The sequence below is a fragment of the Streptomyces sp. NBC_00078 genome (assembly GCF_026343335.1).
In the GTDB taxonomy this organism is placed as follows: domain Bacteria; phylum Actinomycetota; class Actinomycetes; order Streptomycetales; family Streptomycetaceae; genus Streptomyces.
Map to the genome: position 1 here is coordinate 8,448,271 of NZ_JAPELX010000001.1, position 15,735 is coordinate 8,464,005.

Annotated in this window: 12 protein-coding genes, 1 pseudogene and 1 riboswitch; of the genes and pseudogenes, 6 read left to right on the plus strand and 7 right to left on the minus strand. The window is 70.9% G+C overall.

Annotated features, from left to right (window positions below):
* Positions 1-326 precede the first annotated feature (326 nt).
* Both OOK07_RS39280 and OOK07_RS39285 read right to left on the minus strand, forming a co-directional pair.
* Positions 327-1,973, minus strand: coding sequence for a purine-cytosine permease family protein (locus OOK07_RS39280; RefSeq protein ID WP_266801384.1), 1,647 nt, complete (start codon positions 1,971-1,973; stop codon positions 327-329).
* Positions 1,974-2,114: 141 nt separating this feature from the next.
* On the minus strand, positions 2,115-2,849 hold the full coding sequence (locus OOK07_RS39285; RefSeq protein ID WP_266801385.1) for a GntR family transcriptional regulator: 735 nt from the start codon (positions 2,847-2,849) through the stop codon (positions 2,115-2,117).
* A gap of 141 nt (positions 2,850-2,990) precedes the next feature.
* Positions 2,991-3,204, plus strand: a riboswitch (cobalamin riboswitch).
* 200 nt (positions 3,205-3,404) lie between these two features.
* On the opposite strand from OOK07_RS39285, the gene OOK07_RS39290 reads away from it, so the two are divergent.
* Positions 3,405-5,141, plus strand: coding sequence for an IS1182 family transposase (locus tag OOK07_RS39290; RefSeq protein ID WP_266801386.1), 1,737 nt, complete (start codon positions 3,405-3,407; stop codon positions 5,139-5,141).
* A gap of 123 nt (positions 5,142-5,264) precedes the next feature.
* On the opposite strand, the gene OOK07_RS39295 is transcribed toward OOK07_RS39290, so the two are convergent.
* Entirely contained in the window at positions 5,265-6,287 is a 1,023-nt protein-coding gene (locus tag OOK07_RS39295) for an NAD-dependent epimerase/dehydratase family protein (RefSeq protein ID WP_266801387.1), read from the minus strand.
* On the minus strand, positions 6,284-7,492 hold the full coding sequence (locus OOK07_RS39300) for an AMP-binding protein (protein WP_266802250.1): 1,209 nt from the start codon (positions 7,490-7,492) through the stop codon (positions 6,284-6,286). Before OOK07_RS39300 ends, OOK07_RS39295 begins: the two co-directional genes overlap by 4 nt.
* Between OOK07_RS39300 and OOK07_RS39305 the strand changes: the two genes are divergently transcribed.
* Genes OOK07_RS39305 through OOK07_RS39315 form a run of 3 tightly spaced genes read left to right on the plus strand, consistent with a single transcriptional unit; the run spans position 7,470 to position 9,907 of the window.
* A complete protein-coding gene (locus OOK07_RS39305) occupies positions 7,470-8,372 on the plus strand; it encodes a 3-oxoacyl-ACP synthase III family protein (protein WP_266801388.1) in 903 nt (300 codons plus the stop codon). The genes OOK07_RS39300 and OOK07_RS39305 overlap by 23 nt on opposite strands.
* A 45-nt stretch (positions 8,373-8,417) precedes the next feature.
* The gene (locus OOK07_RS39310; RefSeq protein ID WP_266801389.1) at positions 8,418-8,678 is read left to right on the plus strand and encodes a phosphopantetheine-binding protein; all 261 of its coding nucleotides are present in this window, start codon (positions 8,418-8,420) and stop codon (positions 8,676-8,678) included.
* Complete coding sequence (locus tag OOK07_RS39315) at positions 8,675-9,907, plus strand: beta-ketoacyl-[acyl-carrier-protein] synthase family protein (protein WP_266801390.1); 1,233 nt, start codon at positions 8,675-8,677, stop codon at positions 9,905-9,907. Before OOK07_RS39310 ends, OOK07_RS39315 begins: the two co-directional genes overlap by 4 nt.
* Positions 9,908-10,199: 292 nt before the next feature.
* Here the strand turns inward: OOK07_RS39315 and OOK07_RS39320 are convergent, their stop codons facing one another.
* Positions 10,200-11,132 (minus strand): SDR family oxidoreductase, encoded by a 933-nt coding sequence (locus tag OOK07_RS39320; protein ID WP_266801391.1) that lies wholly within the window; start codon positions 11,130-11,132, stop codon positions 10,200-10,202.
* An 87-nt stretch (positions 11,133-11,219) separates the two neighbouring features.
* Here OOK07_RS39320 and OOK07_RS39325 point away from each other — a divergent pair, with 87 nt between their 5' ends.
* Complete coding sequence (locus OOK07_RS39325; protein WP_266801392.1) at positions 11,220-11,786, plus strand: TetR/AcrR family transcriptional regulator; 567 nt, start codon at positions 11,220-11,222, stop codon at positions 11,784-11,786.
* A gap of 239 nt (positions 11,787-12,025) precedes the next feature.
* On the opposite strand, the gene helR is transcribed toward OOK07_RS39325, so the two are convergent.
* Positions 12,026-14,173 carry an RNA polymerase recycling motor ATPase HelR gene (helR, locus tag OOK07_RS39330; RefSeq protein ID WP_266801393.1) on the minus strand — a complete coding sequence of 716 codons (2,148 nt, stop codon included), beginning with the start codon at positions 14,171-14,173 and terminating at the stop codon, positions 12,026-12,028.
* 430 nt (positions 14,174-14,603) lie between these two features.
* Here helR and OOK07_RS39335 point away from each other — a divergent pair.
* Positions 14,604-14,877 (plus strand): annotated as a pseudogene (locus OOK07_RS39335) (aldo/keto reductase); the annotation flags it as partial.
* A gap of 67 nt (positions 14,878-14,944) precedes the next feature.
* On the opposite strand, the gene OOK07_RS39340 reads toward OOK07_RS39335, so the two are convergent.
* Positions 14,945-15,082 (minus strand): hypothetical protein, encoded by a 138-nt coding sequence (locus OOK07_RS39340; protein WP_266802348.1) that lies wholly within the window; start codon positions 15,080-15,082, stop codon positions 14,945-14,947.
* Positions 15,083-15,735: the final 653 nt, after the last annotated feature.

Consider the following 15,735-nt stretch of genomic DNA (forward strand, 5'->3'; position numbering starts at 1 on the left):
CGCACCTCCTGGTGACGGGTCGTCAGCGGGCTCGGAGCGGGCCCAGCTTGGACAGCCGTCACGCCGTGCTCACGCACGGCGCGCCACGTGCGCCCGTTCGGCGCACGCGCGGTCAGCCGGGCGAGCGGACGGCCCCGGCTACCGGAGGAGGGGTGAGAGGAACAGGCGTGATGCCGTGCTTTCGGAGGAGTTGCCCTGGGTTCTCGTCGCGGCCCGACGGCCCGAACCCCGACCAGGTGGTGCCGGACACGCACGCCCCCTCGGCGTTGGCGCGCGTATCTGCCCGAGGAGGGCGGGGTGGATGGGCGCCCCGCCCTCCCCGCCTGCTAGGCGGTGGCAGGCAGTACGTGGTCTCCGATTTTGTCTGTGCTCAGGCACAGTGAGCAGACCACCGCGTCATGGGTGGCGCACGCGGTCACGTCGGGCCGCTCGTATGCCTGCTGGCAGACGTGGCAGTCGTACGTCGTGGCGCTCGGGTTGCCCTCCGCGTCGAGCAGCGGTTCCGCGATGCCGTCGCCGGCGCGGCGGAGGTAGTACCTGCCCTTGGTGACTACGGCCATCAGCGGGGTGAGGACGAAGGCGATGACGGCCGCGGCGACCGGGGAGTACGGCTGCAGGCCGTCGCCGAGCGCGTGGAAGTACATGGCGATCGAGAGGCCGGAAGCAGCCACGAAGGCGACGACACCGACGGGGTTGACCGCGTGGAGCATGCCGCGGCGGAACTCGGGCTGGAGCGGGGAGAGCTTCAGCAGGTACTTGTTGACGCCGATGTCGGTGGCCACGGTGACGACCCAGGCGATCGCACAGTTCGAGTAGAAGCCGAGGATGCTGTTGAGGAAGCTGAACATGTCGGCTTCCATCAGAGCCAGCGCGAAGCCCAGGTTGACCAGCACGAAGACCATGCGTCCGGGATAGCGTCCGGTGACGCGGGTGAAGGAGTTGGTCCACGCCAGTGAACCGGAGTACGCGTTCGTCACGTTGATCTTGATCTGGCTGATCACCACGAGCGCCACGGCGAGCGGGACGACCATCCAGGACGGCATCATCGCGTCGAACGCGCCGCGGAACTGCTGGATCGGCTCGGGCGCCGCCGTCGGACCGACCTTGGCGAGGATGTAGACGGCGAGGAAGACACCGATGGCCTGCTTCAGTGCGCCGAGCACCACCCAGCCGGGGCCGGCCATGACCACCGCGGTCCACCAAGTGCGCTTGTTGGCCTCGGTCTTGGGCGGCATGAAGCGCAGGTAGTCGATCTGTTCGCCGATCTGCGCGATGAGGGAGAGACAGACGCCGGCGCCCAGCAGCACGGAGGCGGTGTTGACGCCGCCTTCGCCGTCGGTGCCCGTGTAGGCGAGGAAGTGCTGGACGGTGCCCGGGTCGGTGGAGATCAGGTAGACCAGCGGGGCGACCATGAGCAGCAGCCAGATCGGGGTCGTCCACACCTGGAGCTTGCTGAGCGCCTTCATGCCGTAGATCACCAGCGGGATCACCATCAGGGTGGAGATGGCGTAGCCCAGCCACAGCGGCAGTCCGAGGCCGAGCTTGAGGCCCTGGGCCATGATCGAGCCTTCGAGGGCGAAGAAGATGAAGGTGAAGCTGGCGAAGATGACGCTGGTGAGGACCGACCCGTAGTAGCCGAAGCCGGAGCCGCGGGTGATCAGGTCCAGGTCGATGTTGTAGCGGGCGCCGTAGTACGCGAGCGGGAAGCCGGTGATGAAGATGACGACCGCGGCGACGGCGATGGCCAGGAGCGCGTTGCCCGTGCCGTGTGCCAGGCCGATGCCTGCGCCTATGGAGAAGTCCGCCATGTAGGCGATCCCGCCGAGCGCGGTCGTCGCCACGACCATCGGGGTCCAGCGGCGGTAACTGCGGGGCGCGAAGCGGAGGGTGTAGTCCTCCAGGGTCTCCTTGGTGGCCTGGCTGGTGGGAGAGTCCGACGCTGTGGCTGTCTGTGGGGAGTGGGTTGCACTCATGATCGACCCTTCGGGGATGAGGTGATGCTCCGGTGGGGGCGGAGGTGTGGTGAGCGGTGGGGCCCGGGTTGGCGTCGTCGGCAGCCGGGGAGTCGAAGGCCCGGGGCCGAAGTCCCCGGATTTCTCAGGCGGTTGCCGTCCTCAGAAGCGGCCGGCGTGCAGGGTCATCTGCGTCATGGCCCGCTGGGCGTGCTCCGTCACACCGGCCATCGAGTCACCCATATGGGCGTGCAGGGCCCGCAGGCCCTCGTCGAGCCGCCCGTCACGGACGAGTTCCAGGATCTCGATGTGTTCGGTGATGGTCGTCTCCACTCGGTCCTGGGTGAGGAAGTCGTACCGCCGCACCCGGCGGATCCGTTCGCTGACCGCCACGAGGGCCTCGGCGAGCGCGGGATTGCCGGAGGCACGGGAGAGTGCGGCGTGGAATCTCTCGTCCTGGACGACGAAGCGCGGATCCGGCTCCGGGGGCTGCTTGTGCAGCGCGTACCAGTGCTCCAACTCGGCGCCGATGACTGCCGAATCGTGCCGGACGGCCGGATCCTCGATGGCACGCGCGATCCCACGCAGCTCGAGGGTGACCCGCAGCTCGTAGAAATCCTTCAGCTGGGCCAGGTTGGGGATCGTGACGAAGAAGCCGCCGTCGCCGCGCTCGATCAGCCCGTCGGCCAGCAGCCGCGCCAGCGCCTCGCGCACAGGCGTCCGCGAGACCCCGAACCGTGCGGCCAGCCGCAGCTCGACCAGCCGTTCACGCGCGCCGAAATCGCCGTCGAGCACGGCCGCGCGCAGCTTCGCGTAGACCGACTCGCGCAGCGACGGCGCGCCTGCCGCCGCCGGACCCGGCACCGTGCCCGGCCGCGTATACAGCTTCGAATCCATGGGGGGACACGCTAGAAACCGCTTGTTTCCCGAAGATCCATCGCGTTGTGAACGGCTTGTTTCCGAGATCTCACGCGCCTGGCCGCGGAGGTTCGGCCCGCGGCAGTGGATCACCGGCCGCGCGACTCGACCGTACGACGGTCTTGATCGCGGGTAGCCAGTCGAGCCACATCCGAGGCCGGGGAGCCCGGTGTGAATCCGGAGCTGACGCACAGCGGTGAGGGGGACGGGCGGGGCATGTGACGTCACTGGGAGGAGCCCGTGCCGACCGGAGGGCCGATGGGGGCGAGCACAGGGAAGGCACCCCGGCCGGACGAACCCGAGTCCGAAGACCTGCTGGCACCTCCGTGCCTGGTGCGGGCAGGACGTCCGCAGGCCGGGCTCCAGTACGAGCCCCGACAACCGAGGCACCCCGCGCCCCGGCGAGACGATCGGCCTGCTCGGCCCCAACCGCTCCGGGACTCTGCTGCGCAATTCGCTGCGGGGGTAAGGCCGGGTCGGCGATGATCGTTGGCGGGGTCGCCTTCCTGTCGTGCGGTCCTGGAGGCGGTACGGATGTCGATGCGGCCGGTGGGGTTGCCGGAGATCCCGGAACAGACGGTGGTGGTGGCCCGGGCGGCGTTTCCGAAGGGGAGCCTGGCGATACGGGCGCGGGATCGCCTCGCGGAGGTCTTCGTCGATGAGCCGTTCACGGAGGCGTTCGGGGTGCGCGGGGCGCCGGGACTGTCGCCGGGGGTGTTATCGCTGGTGATGGTGTTGCAGTTCGCGGAGGGCCTGACGGATCGGCAGGCCGCGGCGATGGCGGTGCGGGCGATCGACTGGAAGTACGCGCTCGGTGCGGAGCTGACGGACACCGGATTCGATGCGAGTGTGCTGTGCCGGTTCCGGGCCCGGCTCGCGGACAACGGTATGGAGCGGGTGGTCTTCGACCGGCTCCTTGAGCACTGCAAGGACGCCGGCCTGGTGGCGGCCGGAGGCAAGCAGCGCACCGATTCCACCCATGTGATCAGTGCGGTGCGGGACTTGAACCGTCTGGAGCTGGCCGGGGAGAGTGTGCGGGCGGCCCTGGAGGCCCTCGCGGTCGCGGCACCGGCCTGGCTGGCCGGACACATCAACGTCACTGAGTTCGCCGAGCGGTACGGGCCGCGGGTCGACGGCTGGCGCATGCCGCCCTCGCAGACGAAACGTGACCGTCTCGCCCAGGTCTTCGGGCAGGATGCCATCGCCTTGTGCCGGGCGGCCTGGGCCGATGACGCTCCGGCCTGGATTCGCGAGATCGAGGCCGTGGGCTTGTTGCGGCAGGTCCTCGTGCAGACCTACATCGTCCGGACCGATGCCCGGGGACGGCAGGTGATCAAGAAGCGGGACGCCGACGACGGCGTCCCGCCCGGCCAACTCCGCCTGGCCTCCCCCTACGACTCCGACGCACGCTGGGCGGCCAAGGGCGACGACCTGTTCTGGATGGGCTACAAGATCCATCTCACGGAGACCTGCACCACCCTCCCCGACGCCGACGCCGACGCCGACGCCGACGCCGACGTGGGCACAGGGGTGGGCACAGGGGTGATGCCGAATCTGATCACCGACGTGCACACCACCGACGCGACCGTGCCGGATGTGAAGGCGACCGCCCCGATCCAGCGCAAGCTCGCCGAGCACGGAGTGCAGCCCGGCGAGCACTACCTCGACTCCGGCTACCCGTCGGCCGACCTGATTACCAAGGCCCTGAAACAGGGCATCCGCATGGTCACCCCGGTCCTCCAGGACCACTCTGACCAGGCCAAGGCCGCCGAAGGCTTCGACAAGAACGCCTTCACCATCAACTGGAAGACCCGCCAGGTCCGCTGCCCCGCCGGCAGGACCAGCTCCCACTGGAACCCGGTCAAACAGCACGGCAAAGACGCGATCGTCATCACCTTCAGCGTCCTGACCTGCCGGGACTGCCCTCTCCAGAAGCAGTGCACCACCTCGAAGACCGGGCGCCGCATGCTCACCCTGCGTCCCGAGGAACTCCACGAGAACCTCGCCCGGGCCCGCGCCGAGCAGAAGACCGACACCTGGAAGAACAAGTACGCCCTGCGTGCCGGAGTCGAGGGCACCATCAACCAGGCCCTCGACATCACCGGCATCCGCCGGGCCCGCTACCGCGGCCTGCCGAAAGTCCGCCTCCAACACGCCTTCTCCGCCACCGCACTCAACGTGATCAGGCTCGACGCCCACTGGACCACAGGCCCCCTCAACCGCCCCCGCACCAGCAGACTCGAACGACTCAGCTACAGACTCTCCGCCTGAACGAATTGCGCAGCAGAGTCCTCCGGCAAGCCAAAACTCTCCTCGACCTTCGCGGAAGGCCGCGCCGCCGTGGAGCGGACCCCGGGCCGACGTCACCGACGGCCCGGGGTACCCGGTGATCCGCTACCCGCGCCGGGCCAACGAGCCGTGGCGGCCGGCGACGTCGCCGGATCCGATCGCGTCATCGGTCTCCCGCTTCTCCCACGAGTGGTCGGCGGGGGTGTAACCGAGATCGCGGCGCGCCGCGGAGATGTCGAACCAGTGGGCCCGCGTCAGCTCGGCCACCAGGAAGCGTGTCAGCAGCGGGCGTTGCCGTCGTCGGGCCGCCTTCGCGGTGGCTTCGAGGAGCACGGCAGCGGCTCGCGCGGCCGAAGCGGGGATTCCCCGCACCTCCACGGCGTGGCCGTCGTGCGCCAGTAGCCCCCGGACGGTGTCGGCGAGGGTGCAGGGCCGGCCCTGGGTGATGAAGTAACTCGCGCCTGCCAACGGGGAGTTCGCCGCCAGTTGTTCCACCGCCAGCACGTGTGCCTCGGCCGCGTCGGCCACGTGCACGGTGTCCACGAGTTGGGACCCCGCTCCCGGCAACAGCAGTTTCCCCTTACGGACCGCGGCGCGCAGACCAGGCAGCAGATGCGGATCGCCGTCACCCCAGATCAGGTGGGGCCGCAGGGACACGGTCGCCAGACCAGGGCGGTTGGCAGCCAGGACCAGCTGCTCCGCTCTGGCCTTGGACCAGGGATAGGGGGCAAGGAACCGGCCGGGCAGGGCGACGGATTCGTCCACACCCTCCAGGTCCTGTCCGGCGAAGACCACGCTGGCACTGGAGCAGTTGACCAGCCGGCGCACACCATGGCGTCGGCAGGCGTCGAGGACGGCCGCGGTTCCCCCGATGTTGATGGACGCGAAGTCCCCTCGCGGCCCCCATACGTCAGCCAGCGCGGCCGTGTGCACGACGGCGTCACATCCGCGTACCGCATCCGCGACGGTCTCGGTGTCGCGGATGTCGCCCAGCACGGCTTCGGCCCCGCCGGGCGGCAGGGCACGGCGGCCGCGTTGCAGTGAACGCACCTGGTGCCCGCGGGCCGCGAGACGCCGGCAGATCTCCGCGCCCAGAAAGCCACTGCCACCCGTGACGAGAATCTTCACGCGCGTTCCTCCGCTGTCTGGCCGGTACGACCCTTCGCTGCCAGCCGGCGACGCGCCCACTGGCCCAGGACGCCCCGTTCGATCTTCGCGTTGTGCCGGATGTCCACAGGGAACCCGGGGTGGAAGACGATCGCCCGGACGTGAGCCCCGCCTTCCAGCGCGGCAAGCGTGCGACGCAGGTCGGCGACGAGCCGGCCGCGCTCCGCCCCGCGTCGCCGCCCGTCGGTTTCCACGCACAGAGCGGGCAGAGCCTGCTGGTCGCTGCCGGCGTCGACCAGGGCCGTGCGCCGGACTCCGTCGACCGCGTTGCACGCCGGCTCGATGCATTCGGTGAACAGGGGTCCGTCGGCACTCGGTACCGCGTGCGCCTTGCGCCCGCAGTACCAGAGGTTCCCCTCGTCGTCCGTGCGGCCGAGATCGCCGGTGCGGTGCCAGACGTCCGGCCCGTCGGGGATCTTCGCCTGAGCGTCGGCGTCCGGGCGGCCGTAATAGGTGCGGCTGACCAATGGGCCGCGCACCGTGATCTCGCCGACCTCGTGGGCGGGCAGCGGTCCGGCCTCCGGCGAGTGCGCGACCTGTCCGGTGTCGGCCGGGATGACGGCCACGGACGTAGCAGGCACCGTCCGGCCCACGCAGCGGCCGCCACCTCGTTCGGACGCGGCGCGGGCGGAACGCAGGTCCTGGCCGTCGATCGCACTCACCAGCAGGCACTCGGTGGCGCCGTACACGCTGCGGATCACGGCCTGGTCCGGCAGCGTGCCGGTGAGGCGGTCCAGGAGGCCGTACTCCAGCGGAGCACCGAAGGTGGCGACCGACCGCACGGTGGCGAGAGCCGGTTCCCTGTGGCCTTCGCCGGCGAGCACGGTCATGAGGGCCGGGGAGCCGAGCAGGCTCGTCGCGCCGGTCTGCGCCGCCGCGTGCAGCAGGTCGTCACGACGGGCCCGGCCCGGCCTGCGAAAGTCCATCCGGGGGATGACGACGGTGATGCCGAGGGCCGGACCGCCCAGGGCGAAGGGCAGGAAGCCGACGAGCGCCACGGCTCCTGGCCGCGTCCCGAGAACGCCCCCCGTGGCGACGCACTGACGTACCAGCTGCTCGTTGGTATAGACGACGCCCTTCGGTGTGCCGGTCGAGCCCGAGGTGTAGGCGAAGGTCCGCTCCCGACACTCCGGCCTCCGCCTGATGCCCGGGCTGCTGCGCCAGATGTACGGCTTCGAGGAGCGCCGTGTGGCGCCTGCCGATGCCTGGCCCTCCGACCTGGCGTCGGCAGCCGCCCGGAGCCTTCTCGACGAGTGCGGCCTCGGCCCCGACGCCGTGGACCTTCTCGTCTTCGCCTCCGCGAGCGAGGACATGGAGGAGCCGGCCACCGCCCATGTCGTGGCTGACAAACTCGGCGTCACGGCACCGGTCTTCGACGTCCAGAACGCCTGCAACGGCGTCCTCAACGCCCTGGAGATCGCCGACGCGCTGATCCGGGCCGGCCGCTACCACCGTGTGCTCATCGTCACCGGCGAGCGGGGCAGCATGCTCTCCCGCCTCCCGGCACGCGACCGCGAGGAACTCGCCCTGCTCCTGCCCGCCCTCACCCTCGGCGACCTGGGTGCCGCGCTGCTGCTGGAGGGGAGCGACCGGCCAGGTCTGCTCGGCATCCGCTTCTCCAGCAACTCGGCCGGCTGGCGGGCAGCCACGGCGACCAACCCCTACTACTCGCCCACCAGCCCGGTGATCTCCCTCCGCTTCGACTCCCAGGCCCTGGCCGCCTCGTTCAAGGGGATGGAGAAGGACATCATCGACGCGCTGGCGGAGTGGGGCCGCAAACCCGGCGACCTCGACCTCGTCTGCGTACACCAGGCATCCGTCCCCTTCACCGGCGCCATCCTCGACTCCACCGGCATCGCCCGCGACCGGGCCGTGGCCACCTTCCCCCGCTACGGCAACGTCGCCACCGCGAGCCTGCCCCTGCAACTCGTCGAGGCCGCACGGGAAGGCAGGCTGCAACCGGGCGCGCAGGTGGCCCTCCTCGGACTCGCCAGCGGAGCCTCCGCCGGCCTCGCCCTCGTCGAGTGGCAGCCCGAGCCCGCCTGACGACACAGCCGCCCCAGGACCCGCCCCCTACACAAGGAACACCCCATGCACGCCACGACCGACACCTACGGCGTCGTCTGCGCCGCGCTCACTTCCACCTTCCGTATCCCCGAGGACGAGCTGACACCGGATGTCACCCTGGAACAGCTTGAGTTGGACTCCCTCGCGCTGGCCGAGCTCGTCCTGGTCCTCGAAGAGAACCTCGGCGTCAGGGCCGAGGGCGAGCGCGCCAACCGGAGCACCACGCTCGCCGAGGTGACCGCCCATCTCGACGAGCTGCGCGCGGCCGGGGCGGAGGCCCGGTGACCCGGGGGAAGCAGCTGATCGCCGTCACCGGCCTCGGTCTGGTCACCCCGGGAGGCCAAGGGGTCGAGGCCACCTGGGAGGCGGTCTGCGCCGGACGCTCCCTTGCCGCACCCGACCCGGCCCTGGAGGGACTGCCGGTGGACTTCTCCTGCCGCCTCCCGCTCCCGGAGGAGGGCATCGACCGATGTGTCGGGCGCAAGTCCTGGCGCATGGGCCGGTTCGCCAAGCTCGGTGTCCTCGCCGCCCGGGAGGCCGTACGCGACGCGGGCCTGGATCCGGCGAGCTGGCAGGGAGCCAGGGTGGCCACGATCATCGGTTGCGGCATGGGCGGCACCGAGAAGTGGGAGGAGCAGCATCTGCGGCTCGAACGGTGCGGACCCGACCGGGCCTCGCCCCTCTCCATCCCCATGATCATTCCGAACCTGGTGGCCGGTGAGGTGTCCATCGACCTGCACGCCCGTGGTGTGAGCCTGGCGCCGGCCACCGCCTGCGCCTCCGGTGCCACCGCGATCTCGCTGGCCCGCGTGCTGCTCGGTGCCGGCCTGTGCGACATCGCAGTGGCAGGGGGCGTCGAAGCCGCCGTCAGCCGTGTGACCACGGCCGGCTTCTGGCGTATGGGCGCGCTGTCCGAACGGGGTCACGCGGTCGCCGAGGCGTCCCGCCCCTTCGCCGCCGACCGGGACGGCTTCGTGATGGCCGAGGGTGCCGGCGTCCTGATCCTGGAACGCGCCGCGGACGCCGCTGCCCGAGGGGCGCGCCCCCGCGCCCTGCTCGCCGGGTGCGGGAGCACCTCCGACGCACACCACCCGACCGCCCCGCCGGAGGGCGCCGAAGGCGCGGAGGCGGCTCTGCGCACCGCCCTCGACGAGGCGGGCCTTGCCCCTCACGACGTGGATCACGTCAACGCCCACGGCACGTCCACCCCGCTCAACGACGCCACCGAAGCCACGTTGATCGCCCGCGCCCTGCCGCACCGCCCCAGCGTCACCGCGGCCAAAGGCGTCCTCGGCCACACCCTCGGCGCCGCCGGCGCGATCGAGGCCGCCCTCACGGTCCTGACCATCCAGCACCGACGCGTACCGCCGATCGCCAACCTCCAGGCTCCCGCGCCCGAGTTCGACATCGACTGCGTCACCAAACAGCCCCGCCGTCAGGACGTACGCGCAGCCGTCAGCCATTCCTTCGGCTTCGGCGGCCACAACGTCGTCCTTGCCTTCACCGCCGCGTGACCACCGCGAAGGAACCCCGCTGTGCCCGAGGGCGGCGGGCGGCCGGCAGGGAATCCTGTCGGCCCGGGTTGCCGGCGGGGACGCCCCTCTCTCCCGGCTGCTGGGCCGCCCGGGCCTGCGCGCCGGCCTTGACAGCGACACGCACACCACCTCGGAGGCAGGCGGCGCACTTCTCGGCGTGACACTCGGGTGGCGCGCCGGGTCTCGTTCCGGTCCGACTGCGGGGCCGTAGCAGCCGGTTGGTGGCCCTCCAGGCAGGCGTCCTGCGAGGGCGATGACTCAAGTCGGCCTGTCAGGCGCCGAGCACCGGGGTGGCGGAGGTGTGGAAGTAGTGGCCCTTGTCGAGGTCTTCGAGGAGGCCGGGGTGGGTCGGCTGCCAGTCCAGCAGTTCGCGGGTCACGGCGTTCGACGCCGGGCAGTCGAGTCCGAGGAAGCTGCCCAGCCAGGAGAAGTGCTCGGCCGCGGCGTCGGGAGCTACCGACGTCACCGGCACATCGAGATGACGGCCGATGACCTCGGCCACGTCCCTGAGCGCGACGCCTTCCTCCGCGACGCCGTGCAGCACCGTCCCCGCGGGAGCCTTCTCGAACGCCAGCCGGAACAGCCGCGCGGCGTCGAGGCGGTGGACCGCAGGCCAGCGGTTGGCGCCGTCGCCGACGTGGGCGGAGACCCCCTTGGCTCGGGCGATGGCGACCAGGGTCGCCATGAAGCCGTTGTCTCCGTCGCCGTGGCAGGTCGGAGAGAGCCGCACCACGGATGAGCGCACGCCGAGTGAGGCGAGTGCCAGTACCGCCATGGCGGTGGCCGCACGCCCGGTCACCGGCGAGCCGTCGGGCGCGGCCGTGTCCCGCTCGGTCGCCACCTGTCCCGGCTTGAGGCCGGCCAGGCCCGAGGCGAGGACGAAGGGGCGGTCGCTGCCCGCCAGCGCGTCCCCGAGAGCGTCTACGGCGCGGCGGTCGGCCTCGGCGGCGCCCTGGAAGTCGCCGGTGAACGCAATGTCGTGCTTGAAAGCCAGGTGAATCACCCCGTCCGACGCGGCAGCGGCGCCGCCCAGGACGTCGAGGTCGTCGAGGGTGCCGCGGACCGCTTCCGCCCCGGCGGAGGTGAGTGCGGCGGCGGAGGCGTCGGAGCGGGCGAGCCCCACCACGTGGTGCCCCGCGTCGAGGAGTTCGGGAACGAGGGCCGAGCCGATCCAGCCGGACGCGCCGGTCACGAAAATGCGCATGGGAAAGCTCCCCAGACTGTCGATGTCAGTGACTGTCATCGACACTAACATGCGATGTCAGTTGCTGTCATCACGTAGGATCTGCCCATGGGTAGATGGGAGCCGAACGCGCGCGAACGTCTGGCGAAGGCGGCCTTGGAGCTCTACAGCGAGCGCGGCTACGAGCAGACGACGGTGGCGGAGATCGCCAGACTGGCCGGCCTCACCGAGCGCACCTTCTTCCGGCACTACGCCGACAAGCGTGAGGTGCTGTTCGGCGGCTCGAGCGGGTTGCAGGAGCTGTTCGTGAACGCGGTCGCCCAGGCGCCCGGGGCCGCCGCGCCGATCGACGCCATGGCGGCGGGACTCGAGGCGGTCTCCGAGGTGTTCGTGGACCGCCGCGAGTACTCCCGGCAGCGATACGCCGTCGTCGCGGCGCACGCGGAACTCCAGGAGCGCGAGCTGATCAAGCTCGCATCGCTGTCCGCCGCGCTCGCCGACGCGCTCCGCGGACGCGGTGTCACGGAGCCGGCTGCGAGCCTGACCGCCGAAGCGGGGGTCGCCGTCTTCAAGGTCGGCTTCGAACGCTGGATCGCGGCGGCAGAGGAACGCACCATGGCCCAGGTGATACGGGAATCCCTGGACGAGCTCAAGGCCGTGACGGCGGGAGGCTAGCGCCCGGGCGGGCAAGGTTTGCGCGACGGGGTGAACGTCGTCTGCGGGGCCTCGGACCTGGCGTCTGGATCATGTCCGCGTCACGGGGTCAGGCGCGCGCATCCGCGGCGTTGTCCGTCGGTTGCGACGTTCCGCGTCGACGCCCTCCACCGCCTTGCAGCTGCACGCACCAGACCTCGATCGGGCCGGCCGGAATGAACGTTCCACACAGCCCGGCCCGGCCCGACAAACGACAGGCCCTAACTCGTGAGGATGACCAACTGCCGGGTCGCCCGGGTCATCGCGACATAGCGGTCGACCGCGCCTTCGATGCCTTCGCCGAACGCCTCCGGGTCGACGAGCACGACCAGGTCGAACTCGAGCCCCTTCGACAACTCGGGTGACAGAGACCGCACGCGGGGCGTCGCCCGGAACGTGGGGTCGCCGATGACGCAGGCGATCCCCTCGGTTTCCGCGGCGAGCCAGGTGTCGAGGACCGACTCCAGATCCGCAGCGGAGCCGTGCAGGACGGGGAGGCTGTTGCTGCGGATGGAGGTCGGGACGTTGGCGTCCGGCAGCGCGGCCCGGATGACCGGCTCGGCCTCGGCCATGACCTCTTCCGGCGTACGGTAGTTGATGCTCAGCGAGGCCACGTCGATCCGGTCGAATCCGACCCGCTCCAGGCGCTCCTGCCACGACTCCGTGAACCCGTGCCTGGCCTGGGCACGGTCCCCGACGATGGTGAAGCTGCGGGACGGACAGCGCAGCAGCAGCATCTGCCACTCCGCGTCGGTCAGTTCCTGTGCCTCGTCGACGACGATGTGCGCGAAGGGGCCGGCGAGCAGGTCGGGGTCGGTGTCGGGCGGGGTGTCCGCGTCGACCAGGCTGTTCTGCAGGTCCTGCCCGGTCAGCATTGACATCAGCATGCCCTGCCAGTCGTCATCGGTCCTGAGCAGGTTCTCGGTGACCTGGGCCCGGTAGGCGCGTTCGGCGGCGACCGAGGCCTCGTGACGGCGCTTGCGCAGGGACGCCCGCGAGTCGCCGAGCCGCTGCCGTGCCGCATCCAGCAGCGGCAGGTCCGACACCGTCCAGGCCTGGGCGTCCGCGCGCTGCAGCTTCCGTACGTCCTCGGGGCCGAGCCAGGGAGCGCACATGCGCAGATAGGCGGGCACCGACCACAGGTCTCCTACGACGTCGGCCGCCTCCAGCATCGGCCACGCGCGGCCGAGCGCCGCGTTCAGCCCCTCGTCGCGCCGCAGCACCCTGCGGAACAGGTCGGGTGGGACGTCGCCGTTGTACTTGTCTCGCAGGATCTCGACCAGCTTCTCCCAGACCTGGTCGCGCGCCTCGTTGTGCGGGGTACCCGGTTCCGGTGCGTCGAAGGCCTCGGCCCAGTCGTTCGCGCTCAGCGGGATGTCGGTGTGGTCGACCGTGACCGTCAAGGGTTCGGTGGGCGGTTCCTCGTAGAACCTGACGGCCTTCTCGATCGCTTTCACCATGCCCGCGGATGACTTCAGGCGGGCCACGTCCGGGTCGGTCTCGACCGCCGCCGAGGCCCCTTCGGGGACGAGGTCCCGCAGGATGCAGGTCTGCACACCCTCCTCGCCGAGGCTGGGCAGAACGTCGGAGACATAGGCCAGGTAGGGCCGGTGCGGGCCGACGAACAGCACACCGCCGCGGCGGTGGCCGAGGCGCGGGTCGGCGTAGAGGAGGTGGGCGGTGCGGTGCAGGGCGACGACGGTCTTGCCGGTGCCCGGGCCGCCGTCGACGACGAGGGCGCCGCGCGATCCCGCCCGGATGATGGCGTCCTGGTCCGCCTGGATGGTGGCGAGCACGTCCCGCATGCGGGACGACCGGTTGGCGCCCAGGCTGGCGACGAAGGCGGACTGGTCGTCGAGCGCGGCGTGCCCTTCGAGCCCGTCGGCGGTGAACACCTCGTCCCAGTAGTCGCTGATCCGGCCGCGGGTCCAGCGATACCGGCGGCGGCTGGCCAGCCCCATCGGACTGGCGTGGGTCGCCGCGAAGAAAGGCGCGGCCGCCGGGGAACGCCAGTCGATCAGCAGCCGGCGCCCCTCGCTGTCGGTCAGGCCCAGTCGTCCGACGTAGACGGGCTCGGGGTCGTCCGCGGGGACCATGTGCCCGAGACACAGGTCCAGGCCGAAGCGGCGCAGGGTACGCAGCCGACTGTTCAGCCGGTGGACCTCGATGTCCCGGTCCATCGCCTCCTGGCCCATACCGGCGGGCGCCCTGAGTTCGGCGTCGAGGCGGTCGGACAGTTCGGCGATCGTCTGCTCGAGGCACTGGGCGATGGCTGCGAAGTGCTGCTCGTCGCGGCCGGTCAGTGTCGGGTCGGCCTTGGCGGAGAGACGGTCGGGAAGATCGAACGCACTGGTGGTGAGGGGGTTCATGTCATCGGCTCCGATCTGAGGTCGTTCCCGCGGGGTCCGACGACGCGCACAGCCGCGGCGGCACCTCGGCGCCGGGCGCGCGCGTCCGCGGCGCGACTCCCGCCCGGGGCTCGACGGCACCGCGCGCCCCATGAACCGACAACAAAGCATGCACTACTTGGATCTCCCGTTCCCGCAGATTCTGGCCTCGGCCTGCGATTCTGCGCCATGACCGGGGCCTTGCCGCAAGCCCCCCAGTGCGCTATAAGTTAAAAGTGGCAAGGAGTGGGAACTCCTTGCCTTCGCTTTTTTGCCGACCGATTCACCCGATGCGTCCGCTATAGCCGATACGCCTGACACGGCCGACGCGGCAGCGGCGACGGTCGCCGTCGTTTGCCGCCGGGCTGCGGTCCCGCCGGCCTCGGTGACCGAGACGTCCTCACCGCTGCGGAGAGCGACGACTGGGCTCGATGCCGTCGAGCGGTCGGCCGAGATCGCCGACGGAGCCGGCCTGACCATGATCCAGCTCGCACTCGGATTCGTGACCGCGCACCCCGCCGCGACGAGCGCGCTCATCGGCCCCGCACGACGGACCACCTGCACGCGCAACCCGCCGCCGCGGACACCGTGCTCCCCGCCGACGTACTCGACGCGATCGACGAGGCCGTCGCTCCCGGCACCGACCTTGCCCCGCGCACGAGAAGTTCGACACGCCGCCTGAGCTGCGGAGCCGTTGCAGGTGGGCGGCGTCCGTGGCGCCGAGCTCGCGCAGCAGCAGGAGATCCCTCCGGGTCAGCTCCCTTGCAGCGGCCCGAGCGCGCCGATCTGGATCACCCGCTGGGCGGTCGGCAGCGACGGGCGTGCCCGCTGCCACAGATCCTGCAGCGAGGTGGCCGGTTGCCCGGCCGCGATCCGCGCGGTCTGCCACACCCTGGCCTTGATCGAATCGCTCCAGGCGGTAGAGACCGGGCCGCGCCTTCGAGCGCGGCCTGCAAGCCGCCCCGACCTCGACCTCGCGCTCGGCCCCGGCTCGCTCGCACAGGACGGCCGCCTTCGCGAAGTGCCCCGCGTCGTACGCCTTGCTGGTATGCCCGAAGGGCGGATTGCCGATGCTCGGGGCCTTCTGCTGGCTATGTCGGAGAGGGTGGGACGGGATCGTCGACGGCAGCAGATGCGGCTGCCACGTCGAAGGCGCAGCATGAGAACCAGGAAGATCCTCGATCACCTCGGGGCTACCGATGACAGGCCAGCCGGAACGGCACTGTACGAACGGACATGCTGCGCCGCCAGAGAGGACGGCGGCCAAGTTCTGCACGATCTGCGGCGCTCCCATGGTCGTTACGTGTGTCAACGGTCACGAGGTCAATCCTGCGCCCTACTGCAGCGTGTGTGGGGTGCCGTTGCCTCCGATCAGATTGCCACCCAGCGCAGGCGCCGCCCCGGTGACCGACGGTCGGCCCACACCCGCCGACTTCGGGGGCAGCGCCCCATGGGCGGTTCCGGGACCCGAAGACGCGGGCCCGGGAGAATCGGTGCAGCCACCGACTGGTCCGCAGAAGCACGGGCGCGGCCCTCGTCCGCTC